This is a genomic window from Nocardiopsis sp. iso_25 (assembly GCF_056173305.1).
Map to the genome: position 1 here is coordinate 206,690 of NZ_CM149667.1, position 16,275 is coordinate 222,964.

Genomic DNA, 16,275 nt, shown 5'->3' on the forward strand with positions numbered 1-16,275 from the left:
CTCGGAGAGTGCCGTGTCAACCGGGTGACGTCCAGAAGCGGGAACGAGGAGTGGGAGAGAATGGGAATGCGAAAGAGTACGGGGCCGTGGTCGCTGTTCGTGGCCTGCCTGTCGATGCTGGGGCTGGTGCTGGCCGCCGGGCCCGCCAGCGCGGAGGAGAACGCCCTGCGGGCGGAGTTCGCCACGCAGACCGCGGAGGCCGACCTGACTTCCGCTGAGGCGGAGCAGCTCCAGGACGAGGTGGACGCCTACCTCGACGACTTCGGCGGCACCCAGGTGTCGGCGAACAGGATCGAACTGGAGGGCGGCGAGATCGTGGTCGCCGCACCCGGTGAGAAGTACGCGCACGACCTCGGCGCTCCGGCGACCGCCTCCGCCGCCCTCGAATGCCCCCTCGGCTACTTCTGCATGTACACCGACCCGAACTACGTCGGCAACCAGTACAACCTGTACTACTGCGGCACCTACACGCTTACCGACTGGGTCGTCCAGGGCTCCTACCGGAACAACCAGTACACGGGCACCGTGGCCCTCCTCCGAGGCCAGAGCGGCAACACCGTGACCCGGTCCGTCGCACCGGAATCCGACCCCTCCTACGACTGGACCCCCATCTGGACGGTCGTCCCGTGCTGAGGCACACCGTGAGGTGATCCCGACACGTCCGGGAACACGCGAGGGGGCCGCCCACCGGCGGCCCCCTCGGTCGTTCGCGTCGCGGGTCAGCCCCGGATGCGCTCGGCGGCCAGCATGACCACCCGCTCCAGGTCCTCGCGCGGCACCTCCTCGCCGTAGGCGATGGCGGTGACGTACAGCTCGTCGGGCAGCGCCAGGTACAGGTGGCGGCTGGAGCCGTCCACGGTGCCCACGTACTCCAGGTCGCCGCCCAGGGAGTCGGACTCCTCGGTGTGGTAGGTGTCCACGTCCACGTCGATGTCCACCTCCCAGTTCATCTGCTCCTGCTCCCCGGGCACCCGCACCACGTCCGGGTTGGTGCTCGGGTCGGCGTTCAGGGTGAACACCAGCGTGAACGAGGAGGCGCCGGGCCCGGTGCTCCCGTCGCTGAACGAGCACACGACCTGTTCGGCGCCGTCGACGCCCTCCACCTCACCGACCTCCTCGGTGAGCACCTGTCCCGGGGCCAGCTCGCCGACCACCTCCGCGGCACCGGCGGCCGCACACGACTCGGGCAGCCCGTACTCCGGCGCGGCCTGCTCCGGCTGCTCCTCCTCGGGACCGGGCGAGGCCCCGGCCTCCAGCTCGGGGACCTCCTCACCGTCCCCGAAGGGCAGGTCCACGCCGTCTCCGAAGGACAGGTCCATCTCGAACTCGTCGAGGTCGATCACGCCGAAGCCGACGAGGACGAACCCGCCGACGACGGCGACGGCGGCGGCCGTGCCCAGGCACGACAGGGGAGTGGACGGGATCAGGCGCATGGATGGCTTTCGGTCGGGGGAGCACCGGAGTTCGGGGTGGGGATCCGGCGGGGACACACGAAACTTAGCAAGTCCGCGGAGCGCCCGAGGCAGGGGTCGCCGCCCGCCTTCGGCGGAAGGTGCCCGCGCGGGTACGGCGCGGCCCCGCCACCCTCCCGGGGCGGCGGGGCCGGGGACGCCGGTGCGTCACATGTTGATCATGTGACCGGCCAGGCCGTGCACGGCCTCCTTGACCGCCTCGCTGAGCGTGGGGTGCGCGTGGATGTTGCGCGCGACCTCGTGCACGGTCAGGTCCCACTGCTGGGCCAGGGTCAGCTCGGGCAGCAGCTCGGTCACGTCCGGGCCGATCATGTGCGCGCCGAGGAACTCCCCGTACTTGCCGTCGGAGAGGATCTTGACGAAACCGCGCGTGTCCCCGAGGCCGTGCGCCTTGCCGTTGGCCATGAACGGGAACTTGGCGACCTGGACGTCGAAGCCCGCCTCCCGCGCCTCCTTCTCGCTGTAGCCGAAGCTGGCGATCTGCGGCTGGCAGTAGGTGGCGCGCGGGATGAACCGGTAGTCGATCTCCTGGGTCTCGGCGCCCGCGATGGTCTCCGCGGCGACGATGCCCATGGCCTCGGCGGTGTGGGCCAGCATCAGCTTGGCGGTGACGTCGCCGATCGCGTAGATGTGCGGGACGTTGGTGCGCCCCCGGGAGTCGATGCCGATCGCGCCCCGGTCGGTCAGCTCCACGCCGGTCTTCTCCAGACCGTAGCCCTCCACGTTGGGGGCGAAGCCGATGGCCTGGAGGAGCTTGTCGGCCTCCAGGGTCTGCTCCTTGCCGTCGCTGCTGACGGTGACGCGCACGCCCTCGCCGGTGTCCTCGACCGACTCCACGCGGGTGGAGGTCATCACCTTGACGCCCAGCTTCTTGTAGGCGCGGCCCAGCTCCTTGGAGACCTCCTCGTCCTCGGTGGGCACGAGGCGGTCGAGGAACTCCACGATCGTCACGTCCACGCCGTAGTTGGCCAGGACGTAGGCGAACTCGACGCCGATGGCGCCCGCACCGGCGATGACGATGCTCTCCGGCAGGGTGTCGGTGAGGATCTGCTCCTCGTAGGTGACGACCCGCTCGGACAGCTCGGTGCCGGGCAGCAGCCTGGTGGAGGAGCCCGCCGCGATCACCGCGTGGTCGAAGGTGACGGTCTCGGTGGCGCCGTCCTCGCCGCTGACCTCGACGGTGTGGTCGTCGGTGAAGGTGCCCCGGCCGTTCAGCTCGGTGATCTTGTTCTTCTTCATCAGGTAGTGGACGCCCTTGACCCGGCCGTCCGCCACCTCGCGGCTGCGGCTGTGCGCCTTGCCGAAGTCGAACTCGACCTTGCCGTCGACCTTGATGCCGAAGAAGTCGGCCTCGTTCTGGAACAGGTGGGCGAGTTCGGCGTTGCGCAGCAGCGCCTTGGAGGGGATGCAGCCCACGTTGAGGCAGACCCCGCCCCAGTACTTCTCCTCGATGACGGCGGTCTTCAGGCCGAGCTGGGCGGCGCGGATGGCGGCCACGTAGCCGCCGGGGCCCGCGCCGAGAACCACCAGATCGAAGTGTCGCTGTCCCATGACGGGATCTCCTTGAGTGTGTTTGTGACGCACCCAGCGCAGTCGGCTTGCCCGGGTTGTCGGATTGCCGAACGCCAGCCTAGTCGGGTGCCCCCGGCACGTGGGTGACCAGTCGCTTCCTTCACGGTACTTTCCGTGGAAGCGCCTGCTCACAGGGGGTCGCGCGCGTTCGGCCGAGGGAGATCGCGGTCCGCGGTGTCAGCCCCGGGGGTCCTGCGCCCTCTCGTCGCCCCGCGCCGCCCCGACCTCCTCGGCGGCCTTCGCCTCCGCGGCCGCCTTGGCCCGCTTCTGGGCGCGGTTCTGCTTGAACACGGGGACGAAGGCCATGACGACGACGATGCCCAGGGCGAACCATAGGGCGTACCTGTCGACCAGCAGGACGATGTCCACCCCGGTCTGGCCCGCCGCGTAGCCGACGGAGGCCACGGACGCGGTGAGGACCAGGGCCCCGAGGGCGTCCAGGAGGAGGAAGGGCACCAGGCGCATCCCGGTCCAGCCCGCGATGACGAGGACGAACACGGTGGGGATGCCCGGCAGGTAGCTGAGGACGATCGCGACCGGCATGATCCACGGGCTCATGTCCTGCGCCCGGTCGGCGAAGCGCTGCGCCCTGTCGCCCGGCGCGATGAGGTTGACGAAACCGCGGCCCCAGCGCCTGCCGACCCACCAGAACAGCCAGTCGATCTTCACCTTGCCGACGACGCCCGCGACCACGACCAGCCACAGGGGGATCTCCCCGATCCGCGCGAACGCCGCGGCCGCGCCGACCGCCGCGTTGCTGCCGGTGACGAACTCCAGCAGGACCGGGTGGTGGGCGATCAGGAAGGGCTTGAGCGGCGTCAGCGCCATGAAGAAGAGGGGGACGCCGACGAAGGCGGCCATCAGCGCCTTGTCCTGCCGCGTCGCCCTGCCCTCCCAGGGCTTGAGCGCGTGCAGGGCGGCCCGGGCCTCCTCCTTCTGCGCCTCCCTCTCGGCGGCCTTGCGCTCCTCCGCTGACAGGGGTGCGCCGTCCGCGCGCGGGGTGTCCTCACCGGCGTGCGCGGTCCCGGACACGGTCGCGGACTCGGAGCCGGTACTCGTTCCGGACTCCGACCCGGGGCCGGCACCCGTTCCGCTTCCGGACCGGGCGCCGGTGCCGGAGCGGTCGCTGTTCAACGTCGTCATACCCCCAAGCTTGGCCGACCGGGGAGGCCCGTCCCCAGACGCAGGAGTCACCGGGTCGGTGTGAGAGCCGCCGGTGCCGCGACATGACACCTGTCATACCGCGGTGCCGGTACGGGGTCCGGGGCGGCGGTCCCGGACACGCACCCCGCACCCGTGGCCGCCGCCCCGTCCGCGGCCGGGGAGTCCCTCCCCGGGGCCGCGGGCCGTGCTCAGTCGGACGAGCCGGGCGGCGCGGGCCACTTCCAGCCCGGAGCCCACGCCCAGCTGTCCGAGACGCCCGGCGGCATGGGCGGCAGCAGACGGGAGCCGGGGCGCCTGTCGTAGCCGTCGTCCCCGGAGTCCGCCGTGTTCTCCGCCTCCGCCGGACCCACCGCGTCCCGGGTCGGGGTCGCCCGGTCCTCCGGAGACTCCGGCCGCCCCCAGGCGCCCAGCGGGTCCTCCGGCGCGGCGGGGCTCCAGGACTGGTCCCGGTCCGCCCGCTCCTCGGGTTCCGCGTAGGGGCGGGAGTCCAGGGGCTCGGGGCTGCGCCAATCGCTGATCGGCTCCGCGGGCTCCGCGGCGCTCCAGGAGTTCTCCGAAGCGGCCAGGGGCCAGGGCTGGGCCCGGTCCGTGCCCTCGTCGGCCCCCGTGGGGGTCCGGAAGCCCAGCGGCTCGGGGCTGCGCCAATCGCTCATCGGCTCCGCGGGCTCCGCCGCGCCCCAGGAGTCGGGCCCCTCCACCGCTCCTCCGGACCGCCAGGGCTCCTGCGGACCCGAGAGCGGGTCCGAGAAGGCGTCCGAGAGCGGGTCCGCGAGCGGGTCCCCGGCCCGGGGGGCCTCCGGCGGCTCCGGAGGCGTGCGGGAGGGCAGCGGGTCGGCGGCCCACGGGTGGGGTTCGGGCGTTTCGGCCCCGGACGGCTCGCCCCGGTCCTGCGACGGGTCCCCCCACGGCTCCGGCGGGGACTGCGGTCGCTCGGCCGCGGCGCCGGTCCCCCCGGTGAGCAGGTCGTCATCGGCCTCCGGTTCCAGCGACCGGAACGAGGCCGACATCGGACCCGAGTCCACCTCGGCGAAGTGCGCGGCCACACCGAAGTGGCGGGGCGCCTGCGTCCGGTGGGTTCCGGTCTCGTCGTGCTCGATCGGCGGCGCCATCGGATGGCGTACCGAACCGGCCATGTGGATCCGCGTCCACCACGCGGCCGCGTCCTCGTGGCGCATCTCCTCCAGCACCTCCAGGGACCCCGGGATGTGCGGGTGCCTGCGCCCGGCCCGCCAGGAGTGGCTGAGCGACTGCGGTTCCAGCACCAGCACCCGCGTGCCGTCGACCAGCGGGATGTCCCCGGGGAGGGCCTCGTTGCCGACCCACGTGCCGTCGCCGCCGACCAGGTCCCATTCGCCGCGCACCACGTCCGCCAGCGGGTCCACCGGCGCGTCCAGGCACGCGGCGGTCCACCGGGGGTCGGGCCGGGTGCCGGGTACCAGCCGTCCCTCCTTGCCGATCAGCGCGTCCGCGAGCAGCGTGTGCAGCTGGAAGTTGTCGCCGATCCCGTCGAAGCGCACCTGGAAGCCCCGGCGCGAGGCCCGGTCCAGCACCAGGAGCGTGCTCGCCTCCGCCATCCGCAGCAGTTCGTTCACCTCGACGAACTCGCTGAGCTGTGTGGACAGCGCGTGCACGATCTGGGTCAGCCCCTCCAGGGCGCTGGAGTCGGCGCGCACGGCCGCCCGCACCCCGGGGTCGCCCAGCATGGCCTTGGCCGCCAGCCCGTAGCGCAGGGACGTCCACCAGCCCACGGTGGCCAGCGGGGCGTTCTCCCCGAGGACCTCCTCGACGCGCTGCTCGTCGGCCGCCGACACGTCGTTGGGCGCGGGCAGCTGCCCGCCGCCGGTCTTGTCCCACGCGTGCATGAAGGCCACCGCGGCCTGACCGTAACTTCCCAGCTGGCGCAGCACCTCCAGCCCCACCTGTCCCGCGGGCGCTCCGGCCTCCACGAGGGCGCCGGCCAGGACGGCGAGGTCGGCCGCGATCCCGGCGACGGGTTCACTGTCGCCCAGGACCGGGGCCAGCGCCTCCATGGCGATGGCGAGTTCTTCGACGGGCACCTGGGAGGACAGCCGGAACACGTCGTGCACGGCCGCCGGAAACGCGGGTGCCTGGCTGGCTGCGGTGTCGAGCACGCGTTGGAACGCGGCACGGAACTCATCGGTCACCTGTGAATCCTTCCATACCCACACGTACTGTCCGTGGTCCGGTCACATGCGTCGATGACGGACACCGGAAGAACCCCCGTCGGGAAGGACCCGTCCGCGTCCACGGGTACGTGCGGCGGTCAGGCGGGCGACGCGAACCGGACCTCGTGCGCGTCGCGCTCCGGCGCCAGGAAGGCCAGCAGCCGCAGCCCATCGGCCTCGGCCTCCTCCCGGTCGGCGGCCCCGATCGGCCGGAACGGCGTCACCTCCACGGCCGCCGTCCTCCTGGCCCGGACCACCTTCCAGGAGCCGCGCACCCGGCCGTCCACGAGCACCGTGGCGGGCGGCATCCCGTTGCGGGAGGCGAGCCGACCCAGATCCTCGGCGGAGAGCATCCGGCCGCGGTCGGCGTGGCCGCGCAGCACGTTGTCGAAGTCGTAGAGGAAGCGGACCGGCGCCGGGACGTCCGGTCCCGGGCGCGGGGCGTCGGGGAGGTCGAACAGCTCGGCGCCGTCCTCGCCGCGCAGGACCACGAGCCGTTCGCGCAGGCGGTCGACCACCGCGCGCAGCCGGGTCAGCCCCGACCAGGCCTGCACGTCCTTCACGGTGGCCGGTCCGAACGCGGCCAGGTAGCGCAGCACGAGCGCCTCCGGATCGGGATCGGCGTCCATGGCCAGACCGGTCCAGGTGTCGGCGGGGGCGAACGCGGGCGGCCCGGAGCAGCCCCACACCCCGCGCGGGGGGATCTGGACGACGGGCAGCAGGGAGCGCACCGCGTAGGACAGGTCGCCGCCGGGGACCCCGGGCCACCGCTCGGCCAGGCGTGCGCCCAGCTCGCCGGGGGTGAGCGGCTCCTTCACCAGCAGGGCGCGCCCGGCGTCCGCCACGGCGTCCAGGTCGATCCCGGCGGTGGCCTTCCCGTGGGCGCTGTGCGCCAGGCCGCCGGCGATGACGGGCTGGACCGTGGGCCGCAGCGCGCGGAAGTCCTCGGGGGTGACCAGGTGCAGGGTGCCGCGCATGAGGGTGGCGCGGACGAGTTCGCCGTCGGTGAGCTGGCGGCCGACGTCCTCGGGGGACGCTCCCTCGATCCGGTTCTGGAGCCCGACGTACCAGGTGTGCGTGGTCTGCGCCTGGAGGCCGACCAGGTGGGAGACGACCTCGGTCACCGGCCGGTCCACGCGCCGCAGGAGGAACTGGCGGGCGAGGGTGGCGCGATTGAGCTCACGCCGGGAGAGGACGGTGTCGGTGGCGGCCATCGCTCGGCTCCTCCAGGATTGCCGGTCGGTCGAGGCACACTACCGGCCGGGTCCGACAGGCGGGCGCCGCGCGCGGGGCGGCCCGGTGCGCCCCCGGAGGGCGGACGGGCGGCGAGCGGGGCGGCGGCCGTGTGGGGTACCCCACTCGACGGGCGGTCCGGGGGGCGACACTACAATCCGCAACGGACATAACGCCGTACACCGGAGGAGTGCCCATGTCGTGGTCCGAGCAGTCGCGTGTCCGGTTGGAGAACGAGCACGTGCTGCTCACTCCCCTCGTGGAGACGGACCGCGAGGGGTGGCGCGAACAGGCCGTGGACTCCGACATCTGGACGCACTTCGTGGCCCGTGTGGACGACGAGGCGAGCTTCGTCCGGTTCTTCTACTCCTACCTGGCCGCCAGCGACGGCGGGGAGCGCTCCACGTTCACCGTCACCGACAAGGCGAGCGGGCGCATCGCGGGCAGCATGAGCTACGGGCACATGTCCGAGCCCGACCTGCGGCTGGAGGTCGGCAGCTCCTGGCTGGGGCGCGACTTCCGGGGCCGGGGGGTCAACCACTGGTCCAAGTACCTGCTGCTGCGGCACGCCTTCGAGGAGATGGGCGCGGAGCGGGTCGAGTTCAAGACCGACGTGCTCAACGAGCGGGCCCGGCGCGGCCTGCGCTCCATCGGCGCCACGGAGGAGGGCGTCCTGCGCAGCTACAACGTCATGCCGGGCGGACGCCGCCGGGACGCCGTGTACTACTCGGTGCTGCGCAACGAGTGGCCGGGCGTGCGCGAGCGCCTGGAGGAGGGCCCGCGCTTCCGGTGAGGTCCGCGTCCGCGCCGGACGGGTCGCCCCGCCCGCGTCCGGACCGGCGGATGATTAGGCCGCCTGACAGAGGGAAGACACCACACTCAACACCGCCCCCCGGTGTCACGGGCGGCTCCCATCCCCTGGGAGCCGCCCGCTCTGTGGGCGCGGGCCGAACACGATTCCAGCCCGGGAGGGAACCGTTCCCGCCCCGCGGAAGTCGTAGATACGAAACATCCCTCGTCCCGCTCACGACCCCGACCGGGAAGGCTTCTCCCCCGTGAACCCCGACATCCCCGCACCCCCGATGCCCGGCCCGCTCAAGGCGGTCCGCGTCATCCTCATCATCAGGATCGTGCTCGCCGCCGTCATCTACTCCCTGGCCCTGATCGGCCTCGTCGCCATCGCCAACCTGCCCAGCGCGCAGGTCGAGGCGGAGATGGCCATGGGGGTGGGCGGCGTCGCGGCCATCCTGCTCCTCGGCCTGGCCCTCACGGCCTTCGAGGTCTACGTCGTGGTCGCCCTGGGCAAGGGCGGGAACAGGGCGCGCACGCTCGTGCTCGTCGTCGTGGCCCTGGGATTCGCCAGCGCGCTCCTCAACCTGCTCACCGACGCGTCCAACCCGGCCGTGGGCGTGGTCCTGATGGCGGTCATCCTGCTGCTCATCCGGACCGAGAGCGCCAAGGAGTGGTTCCGTGTGACCGACCCCGGCCACCAGCCCCTCCCGGGCGGCTACCCGGGCCAGGGCGGGTACCCGAACCAGCCGGGTTACGGCGGACACCTCGACGGCGGCGGACAGCCCGGTCACCCGGGCCAGCCGGGTTACGGCGGCCAGCCCGGCCAGGGCGGGTACCCGAACCAGCCCGGCCAGGGCGGGTACCCCGGTCAGCCGGGTCCCTCCGGTCACTGACCGGCTCCGCCGGACGCCGCGGGTCCGTCCCACGGCGAAGGGGCGCCCGCGGGCGCGCTCCCACGGCCCTCAGGGGCCCGGGAGCGCGCCGCGGACGCCCCGGCGGGTCCTTCTCAGAGGCGGTCGAGCAGCTGGGCGCAGCGGATCAGGCCCAGGTGCGAGTACGCCTGCGGGTGGTTGCCCAGCGCCCGCTCGGTGACCGGGTCGAACTCCTCCGGGATGAGCCCGGTCGGTCCGGCGCAGTCCACCAGGTGCTTGAACAGCTCGTCCGCCTCCGCGCGGCGGCCGGTCAGCAGGTACGCCTCGATCAGCCACGCGGTGCACAGGTGGAAGCCGCCCTCGCCGCCCGGCAGGCCGTCGTCGCGGTGGTACCGGTACACGGTCGGGCCGCTGCGCAGCTCCGCCTCCACGGCGGTCACGGTGGCCTGGAAGCGCTCGTCGGCCGGGTCGATCAGCCCGGACAGGCCGATGTGCAGGGACGCGGCGTCCAGGTCGGTGCCGTCGTAGGCGGTGGTGAAGGCCTGCGCCTCCTCGTTCCAGCCCTTGTCCAGCACCTCGGCGGCGATGCCGTCGCGCAGGTCCGGCCAGGACGGGTCCACCTCGCGGCCGTAGGCGCGGGCCAGGGCGACGGCGCGGTCCAGGGTCACCCAGCACATCACCTTGGAGTAGACGCGCTGGCGGGGCTCGTCGCGCTCCTCCCAGATGCCGTGGTCGGGCTCGTGCCAGCGGCGGGCGACCGCCTCGGCCATCGACCGCACCAGGTCCCAGTCGCGGTCGGCCAGGGTGCCGCGCACCGAGGACAGCTTCTCGATCAGCTCCACGACGGGGCCGAACACGTCCAGCTGCACCTGGTGGTCGGCCAGGTTGCCGATCCGCACCGGCCGCGAGCCGGCGTACCCGGACAGCGACTCGATGACCTCCTCCGGGCCCAGGTTGGTGCCCCGCAGCGAGTACAGCGGGCGCAGCGTCTCCGGGCCGGGCAGCGAGTCCACGACCCGGTGCACCCAGTCCAGGAACTCCTCGGCCTCGGCGGTCGAGCCCAGGGAGACCAGCGACTGCACGGTCAGCGCGCCGTCGCGCAGCCAGCAGTACCGGTAGTCCCAGTTGCGGACGCCGCCGATCTCCTCGGGCAGCGACGTGGTCGCGGCGGCCATCACGCCCCCGGAGGGGGTGCACAGGCCGCGCAGGGTGAGCGCGGAGCGCGCCGCCAGCTGCTGGGCGGTGTCGGGCAGGGTGAGGCCGTCGAGCCAGCGCGACCAGTGCTCGCCGGAGGTCCGCTGGCGCTCGGACTCGGGCAGCGTGCCGCGCACGAGGGAGTCGGTGCCGCAGCGCAGTTCCAGCACCACGGGCTGCTCCGAGCGCGGGTGGACGACCGCGCGGGCGATGTCGGAGACGCCGTCGTGGTCGATCTCCCACTCCACGCCGGGCGAGTACAGGGCCATCGGGAAGTCGGCGCCCTCGACGAGCAGGCCGTCCTCCCGGGGCTTGATGCGCACCGGCGCGCGGCCGAAGTCGGGCCGGGGGGCGAACTCCACCGTGGCCGGGGTGACGCCGCTGATCACCCGGATCAGGTCGGTGCGCCCCTGCGGGGTGCCGTGGGCGAGGTAGTCGGTGACGTCCATGCGCGACCAGCGGGTGCGCACGGTCATGGTGCCGGGCAGGTAGCGCTGGCCCAGCGGACGGCCGCCGTGCGCGGGGGCGACGGCGAACACGCCCGCCTGTCGGCCGCCCAGGACCTCGGCGAACACGGCGTTCGAGTCGGGCTCGGGGTGGCAGAACCACAGCAGGCGCGCGTCCGGGCCGACGAGGGCCACGGAGCCCTGGTTGGAGAGCATCGACATGCGCTCGATGGGCGTGGGGCGCTCGCCGAAGACCCAGAAGCGGCGCTCGGCGGCCAGCGCGGACAGCAGGGCCGCGGCGGTCGGGGTGTCGGCCACGCGGTGGGAGGCCACGGTGGGCCCCTCGCCGACCCGCACGCCCGCGTCGGCGCCGGTCAGCCGCGTGAAGACGGGCTCCTCGCCCTCGCCGCCGCCGATGTAGAGGATGGCGGTGGCCTCGACCTGGTCGCGCAGCAGCTCCAGGGCGGCGGCCTTGTCCGAGGGCGAGTCGGCGGTGCGGTGGTCGGGGTCGACGGTCACGTCGGTGTCGAACTCGGTGCCGTGGGCGCCCACGAGGCGCACCTCGGCGGGCAGGCGCGAGAGCGCGGCCAGGTCGCGCAGGGGGCGGCCGGAGATGACCGCGCACACGGTGCCGGGCAGGTCGGCCAGGTCGCGCAGCGCGCGCAGGGCCTCGGGCAGCGGGCGCCGGTCGGCCGGGTCGATGGTGGAGAGGGCGCCGTCGTAGTCGCAGGCGACCAGGAGCCGCGAGGTTCTGGCGAGGGCGGAGACGCGTTGCCGGACGTCCACGGGCATGAGCGCGGGAGCGGTGTCCTCCGGGATGCCCGGAACCGCTTCGACCGCTTGGGTGACCGTCACGCTGCCTCCTCCGTTGGTCCGCGTTGACCTGGGGAATCGGATGATCTGTAGGACTCCGCGCGCATGCTTCGGGTTCACTCTGATATGGGTGTGCACAAAGGTGAGCCCAGGGCTTGTGGCGCGGGATGGGACTTCCGGGGACGTCAGAGGGATCCTCAGGAACTCTTCACGTGTGCGTGGGCGAGAGGTGGTGCCGAACGCAAAGATCCGGTCCGCAAGAAGTCAACGCGAGACTACCTGCGTCCCACCGGTACCTGCGACCTCAGATTCCAGTGATGCAGGTCACGAATCAATCGCAAAACAGGGCAAAGGTCGCGGATCCTGACTCGGACGAGTCCGTGATCACCCACCGTCGCGAAGGATCGGGACGGCTGGGGGAGCGCGTGCGCTCCGTCCGCGCGGGACGTGCGATGGGACACGTCGGCGCTCGGCGGCGGACCCCCGGCCACCGCCCGGCCCGGCGCTCCCCGTCCCGCCCGGGATCCGGGTCACCTCAGCCGGTAACCCACGCGGGGCACGGTCTGGATGGGGTTCGGGGCGCCCAGCTTGCGCCGCAGGGAGCGGATGGTCACGCGCACGATCGTGGTGAACGGGTCGATGTTCTCGTCCCACACCCTCTCCAGCAGCGACTCCGCCGACACCGGGGCGCCGTCGGCGCGCAGCAACTCCTCCAGCACCCCGAACTGCTTGGGCGACAGGTGCAGCGGCCTGCCGTCGCGGGAGGCCTCGTAGCGGGTGGAGTTGAGCCGCAGGCCCGACCGCTCCAGCACCGGCGGTTCGGCCCGGCCGGGCCGCCGGGCCAGGGCGCGGACCCGCGCGATCATCTCCTCGCGGTCGAGGGGCCTGATGAGGTAGTCGTCCGCGCCCAGCTCGAAACCGGCGAGCCGCTCCTTCGGACTGGTGGGAGAACTCACCATGAGCACCCGCACCTGGCCGTGCAGGGTGGTGGCCACGCGGCACACCTCGTTCCCGCTCAGCCCCGGCAGCGCCCGTTCGAGCAGCATGACCCCGTACTCGTTGACGGCGAGCTTGTACAGCGCCGTCTCCCCGTCCGGGGCGGTGTCCACGGCGAAACCGGCCTCGCGCAGCCATGAGGCGGTCGGCTGTGCGGGGTCCTCTCCGTGGTCCACGACCAAGACCCTCATACGCTCTTCCTTCTCCCTCCGCGCTCGGCGGGCGTCTTCCGGGGACGGGGCGGGGGCGGCGCTCACGTTCTGTTCACAGCGCTTCGTGTCTACTTCTTGGTCATGCCGTCGACCGACCCCGGGGAGCACTCGCTCCACGTCCCCGGACACCCGGCCTCACCCCTGGGTGAGGCCCTCGTTGATATAAGCGCGATCGCCCACAATGTACGGTTCATGGCAAAGCGGACCAATTCCGAAATTCTTGCCGTCGTCAAGGCGAACGGCTTCGGCCACGGGGCCGTGGAGGTGGCCCGCGCGTCCCTGGAGGCCGGAGCGACCTGGCTGGGCGTGACCTCCCTGGAGGAGGCGCTCGCCCTGCGCCGCGCCGGGCTGCGCGCCCCCGTGCTGTGCTGGCTGCACCGCGCGGACCAGGACTTCGCCTCCGCCGTCGCCGCCGACGTGGACCTGTCCGTCCCCTCGGTCGGACACCTGCGCGCCGTGGCCGACGCCGCCGTGCGCACGGGTCGTGTCGCGCACGTCCACCTCAAGGCCGACACCGGGCTGAGCCGCAACGGCGCGCCGCCGGAGGCCTGGCCCGGACTGGTCGGTCTGGCCCGCGCGCTGGAACTGGACGGCCTGGTCCGGGTGCGCGGCGTCTGGTCGCACCTGGCCTCCGCCGACCTGCCCGGTGCGGCGACCACCGCGCAGCAGGTCACCGCCTTCGAGGGGGCGCTCTCCCAGGCGCGCGCGGCCGGGCTCGAACCGTCGCTGCGGCACCTGGCCAACACGGCCGCGATCCTCAACGAACCCGCCACGCACTTCGACCTGGTCCGGGCCGGGGTCGGCCTCTACGGAGTGGAGCCCGTCGAGGGCAGGCGCTTCGGCCTGCGCCTGGCCATGACCCTGCGCGCCCGGGTGGCCATGGTCCGCCGGGTCCCCGCGGGGACGGGCGTCAGCTACCACCACGCCTACACCACCTCGCGCGAGAGCCTGCTCGCCCTCGTCCCGCTCGGCTACGCCGACGGCGTGCCCCGGGCGGCGGGGGACCGGGCCTACGTGTGGATCGCCGGACGGCGGTGCCCCGTGGCCGGACGCATCGCCATGGACCAGTTCGTGGTCGACGTCGGCGGCATGGACGTGCGCGAGGGCGACGAGGTGGTCGTGTTCGGCCCCGGCGACCGCGGCGAGCCCACCGTCGAGGAGTGGGCCGACTGGGCCGGGACCATCCCCCACGAGATTCTCACCGGCGTGGGCGCGCGCGTGCCCCGCCTCCACCAGGACCTGGCGCGGCCCGTGCCGCGCGTACCGAGCAAGGAGAGATCGAGTGCCTGAGGCAAGGACACGCGTCGCCGTCGTCTTCGGTGGACGCAACGGGGAGTACGACGTCTCGTGCGCGTCGGCGTTGTCGGTTCTCGCGCACCTGGACCGCGACCGGTACGAGGCCGTCCCGGTGCGGATCACGCGCGCCGGGGCGTGGGTGGTGGGCGCCGACACCGACGACCCCGCCGCGCTGGACGCCGAGCGCCTGCTGGCCCTGACCCCCGAGCCCGGCGGAGAGGGGGAGCGGCGCACGGGCGACGGCCTGGGCGAGGCGATCCTCGCGCTGGGCGAGGCGGACGTGGTCTTCCCCGTCATCCACGGCCCCTACGGCGAGGACGGCACGATCCAGGGGATGCTCGAACTCCTGGGAGTGCCGTACGTGGGCAACGGCGTGCTCGCCAGCGCCGCCGGCATGGACAAGGCGACCACCAAGACGCTGCTGCGCGCGGCCGGGCTGCCGGTCGCGCGGGACGTGGTGCTGCGCGGACCTGACGACGAGGTCTCGCCGCAGGAGCGCGCCGAGCTGGGACTGCCCGTGTTCGTCAAGCCCGCGCGCAGCGGCTCCAGCCTGGGGGTGACGCGGGTCGGCGACTGGTCGGAGCTGGAGGCCGCCGTCAAGACCGCGCGCGAGTTCGACACCAAGGTCCTGGTGGAGGAGGCGGTCGTCGGGCGCGAGGTCGACCTGGCCGTCCTGGAGCTGCCCGACGGCGCGCTCAAGGCCGGGCCGCCGCTGGAGATCCGGGTCGCGGACGCGGAGCGCTTCTTCGACTACGACACCAAGTACGGGGGCGACGCGGTCTTCGACATCCCCGCCGACCTGCCGGTCGGGCTCCGGACGCAGCTGAGCGACCTCGCCCTGGGCGTGTTCGAGGCGGTCGGCTGCTCCGGTCTGCTGCGCGTGGACTTCTTCCTGCGCGGGGGCACCGAACCCGTCGTCAACGAGGTCAACACCCTGCCCGGGTTCACCGCGCACTCGCAGTACCCCCAGATCTGGCGGGCGGCGGGCCTGGAGTACCCCGAGCTGCTGGACAGCCTCATCCGGACCGCGCTGGCCTGAGGGCCGCGCACGTCCCGGGGAACGCAGGGGCCCGCCACACGTGTGGCGGGCCCCTGTCCGTGGCTGCGGGGGAGCGGGCTCAGCCCTTCCCCGGCTTGCGCAGGTGGTGCACCCACGCGGGCGGGACGTTGGCGAACACCTTCTCGGAGCCGATGCCGTAGCGGTCGATCCACTCCTGGACCAGCCAGCTCGTGCGGGCCTGGCGCAGGTAGTCCTCGCGGCGGGCGATGACCGCCTTGACCTCCTTGGTGTACAGGTATCCGTAGAAGGACATGGTGCCGCCCGGTTCGAGCACCTCGAAGTAGTAGTCCAGGATCTCCCGGACGGCGTCGGCGGTGAAGTTCGCGAACGGCAGGCCCGACACGATCACGTCGTAGGACCGGTCGGTGCCCATGTCGTTGACGAGTTTGGCGTGCACGCGGGAGGCGTCGGCCACCCGCGACATGACCGGGTCGGTCTTGAGCAGTCCCTCCACGTGGGCGGCGAACTCGGGGTTGGCCTCCACCAGGTCCAGGGTGTCCCCCGGCTGCATCGATGCGGCGATCCCGCGGCTGATCGCGCCGGTCCCGGCTCCGGCCTCCAGGATGCGCAGCGGGCGGTCGGGTTCGGGTCGGCGCCGGACGTACTCGGCCATCGCACGCGCCAGCGCACCGCTGCTGGGGAGGATGGAACCGGTGGCGTGGAAGGTGCGCAGCGCCTGGCTGAAGAACAGTCGGGTGTCACGCAGGCGCTCGTCCAACCTCAGGGAGGAGAGGGGTCCGGCAGGGCTGTGGGTCTCGGACATACACGCACGCTAACGCCTCATCCCTTCCCGAAGGGAGTCGGCACGGCCGCGTTCTGGGAAAACCCAGGTGAGACCGTGTGTGTCCATGCCCACCGTGCGAAGGGGAACTCCGGAGCCCAGGGGAGCGCCGCGCGGGCCGGGACGCCGCCGGGCACCGCCGCGCGCGCACGCCGGTCCGGCGCCCGCCGGGTCCCTGTCCCCGCG

General features: G+C 73.0%; 13 protein-coding genes. 5 read left to right on the plus strand and 8 right to left on the minus strand.

What is annotated here, in order from left to right; genetic code table 11:
• Positions 1–66: 66 nt before the first annotated feature.
• Positions 67–633 (plus strand): peptidase inhibitor family I36 protein, encoded by a 567-nt coding sequence (locus AC0VX6_RS00925; RefSeq protein WP_475467149.1) that lies wholly within the window; start codon positions 67–69, stop codon positions 631–633.
• Positions 634–719: 86 nt separating this feature from the next.
• Here the strand turns inward: AC0VX6_RS00925 and AC0VX6_RS00930 are convergent, their stop codons facing one another.
• From AC0VX6_RS00930 to AC0VX6_RS00950, 5 genes are all read right to left on the minus strand, one after another.
• The gene (locus AC0VX6_RS00930) at positions 720–1,433 is read right to left on the minus strand and encodes a hypothetical protein (RefSeq protein ID WP_475467150.1); all 714 of its coding nucleotides are present in this window, start codon (positions 1,431–1,433) and stop codon (positions 720–722) included.
• Positions 1,434–1,619: 186 nt separating this feature from the next.
• Positions 1,620–3,023: a dihydrolipoyl dehydrogenase gene (gene lpdA, locus AC0VX6_RS00935; RefSeq protein ID WP_274975795.1), complete on the minus strand. Its 1,404-nt coding sequence runs from the start codon at positions 3,021–3,023 to the stop codon at positions 1,620–1,622.
• A 198-nt stretch (positions 3,024–3,221) separates the two neighbouring features.
• On the minus strand, positions 3,222–4,187 hold the full coding sequence (locus AC0VX6_RS00940; RefSeq protein WP_475467152.1) for a DedA family protein: 966 nt from the start codon (positions 4,185–4,187) through the stop codon (positions 3,222–3,224).
• Positions 4,188–4,396: 209 nt separating this feature from the next.
• A complete protein-coding gene (locus AC0VX6_RS00945; RefSeq protein ID WP_475467154.1) occupies positions 4,397–6,373 on the minus strand; it encodes a hypothetical protein in 1,977 nt (658 codons plus the stop codon).
• A gap of 119 nt (positions 6,374–6,492) precedes the next feature.
• On the minus strand, positions 6,493–7,608 hold the full coding sequence (locus tag AC0VX6_RS00950) for a winged helix DNA-binding domain-containing protein (protein ID WP_475467155.1): 1,116 nt from the start codon (positions 7,606–7,608) through the stop codon (positions 6,493–6,495).
• Positions 7,609–7,823: 215 nt separating this feature from the next.
• Between AC0VX6_RS00950 and AC0VX6_RS00955 the strand changes: the two genes are divergently transcribed.
• Both AC0VX6_RS00955 and AC0VX6_RS00960 read left to right on the plus strand, forming a co-directional pair.
• Complete coding sequence (locus tag AC0VX6_RS00955; RefSeq protein ID WP_274975799.1) at positions 7,824–8,420, plus strand: GNAT family N-acetyltransferase; 597 nt, start codon at positions 7,824–7,826, stop codon at positions 8,418–8,420.
• Between the two features lie 262 nt (positions 8,421–8,682).
• Complete coding sequence (locus tag AC0VX6_RS00960; RefSeq protein ID WP_475467157.1) at positions 8,683–9,312, plus strand: hypothetical protein; 630 nt, start codon at positions 8,683–8,685, stop codon at positions 9,310–9,312.
• Between the two features lie 113 nt (positions 9,313–9,425).
• Here the strand turns inward: AC0VX6_RS00960 and AC0VX6_RS00965 are convergent, their stop codons facing one another.
• Together AC0VX6_RS00965 and AC0VX6_RS00970 are read right to left on the minus strand one after the other, a co-directional pair.
• A complete protein-coding gene (locus AC0VX6_RS00965; RefSeq protein ID WP_274975801.1) occupies positions 9,426–11,786 on the minus strand; it encodes a trehalase-like domain-containing protein in 2,361 nt (786 codons plus the stop codon).
• A gap of 488 nt (positions 11,787–12,274) precedes the next feature.
• On the minus strand, positions 12,275–12,931 hold the full coding sequence (locus tag AC0VX6_RS00970) for a response regulator transcription factor (protein ID WP_274975802.1): 657 nt from the start codon (positions 12,929–12,931) through the stop codon (positions 12,275–12,277).
• A gap of 102 nt (positions 12,932–13,033) precedes the next feature.
• Here AC0VX6_RS00970 and alr point away from each other — a divergent pair, with 102 nt between their 5' ends.
• Together alr and AC0VX6_RS00980 are read left to right on the plus strand one after the other, a co-directional pair.
• Positions 13,034–14,242 carry an alanine racemase gene (gene alr, locus AC0VX6_RS00975; protein ID WP_274975803.1) on the plus strand — a complete coding sequence of 403 codons (1,209 nt, stop codon included), beginning with the start codon at positions 13,034–13,036 and terminating at the stop codon, positions 14,240–14,242.
• Complete coding sequence (locus tag AC0VX6_RS00980; RefSeq protein ID WP_274975804.1) at positions 14,235–15,287, plus strand: D-alanine--D-alanine ligase family protein; 1,053 nt, start codon at positions 14,235–14,237, stop codon at positions 15,285–15,287. The genes alr and AC0VX6_RS00980 overlap by 8 nt, the downstream gene beginning before the upstream one ends.
• Positions 15,288–15,366: 79 nt before the next feature.
• Here AC0VX6_RS00980 and AC0VX6_RS00985 read toward each other — a convergent pair whose 3' ends face one another.
• Positions 15,367–16,071: a class I SAM-dependent methyltransferase gene (locus tag AC0VX6_RS00985; protein ID WP_274975805.1), complete on the minus strand. Its 705-nt coding sequence runs from the start codon at positions 16,069–16,071 to the stop codon at positions 15,367–15,369.
• Between the last annotated feature and the right edge of the window lie 204 nt (positions 16,072–16,275).

Excerpts from the sequence above, each read along its gene's own strand:
- AC0VX6_RS00925 (WP_475467149.1), top strand. The coding sequence starts at position 67 with ATGCGAAAGAGTACGGGGCCGTGGTCGCTGTTCGTGGCCTGCCTGTCG.
- AC0VX6_RS00930 (WP_475467150.1), bottom strand. The coding sequence starts at position 1,433 with ATGCGCCTGATCCCGTCCACTCCCCTGTCGTGCCTGGGCACGGCCGCC.
- lpdA (WP_274975795.1), bottom strand. The coding sequence starts at position 3,023 with ATGGGACAGCGACACTTCGATCTGGTGGTTCTCGGCGCGGGCCCCGGC.
- AC0VX6_RS00940 (WP_475467152.1), bottom strand. The coding sequence starts at position 4,187 with ATGACGACGTTGAACAGCGACCGCTCCGGCACCGGCGCCCGGTCCGGA.
- AC0VX6_RS00950 (WP_475467155.1), bottom strand. The coding sequence starts at position 7,608 with ATGGCCGCCACCGACACCGTCCTCTCCCGGCGTGAGCTCAATCGCGCC.
- AC0VX6_RS00955 (WP_274975799.1), top strand. The coding sequence starts at position 7,824 with ATGTCGTGGTCCGAGCAGTCGCGTGTCCGGTTGGAGAACGAGCACGTG.
- AC0VX6_RS00970 (WP_274975802.1), bottom strand. The coding sequence starts at position 12,931 with ATGAGGGTCTTGGTCGTGGACCACGGAGAGGACCCCGCACAGCCGACC.
- alr (WP_274975803.1), top strand. The coding sequence starts at position 13,034 with ATGCCGTCGACCGACCCCGGGGAGCACTCGCTCCACGTCCCCGGACAC.
- AC0VX6_RS00985 (WP_274975805.1), bottom strand. The coding sequence starts at position 16,071 with ATGTCCGAGACCCACAGCCCTGCCGGACCCCTCTCCTCCCTGAGGTTG.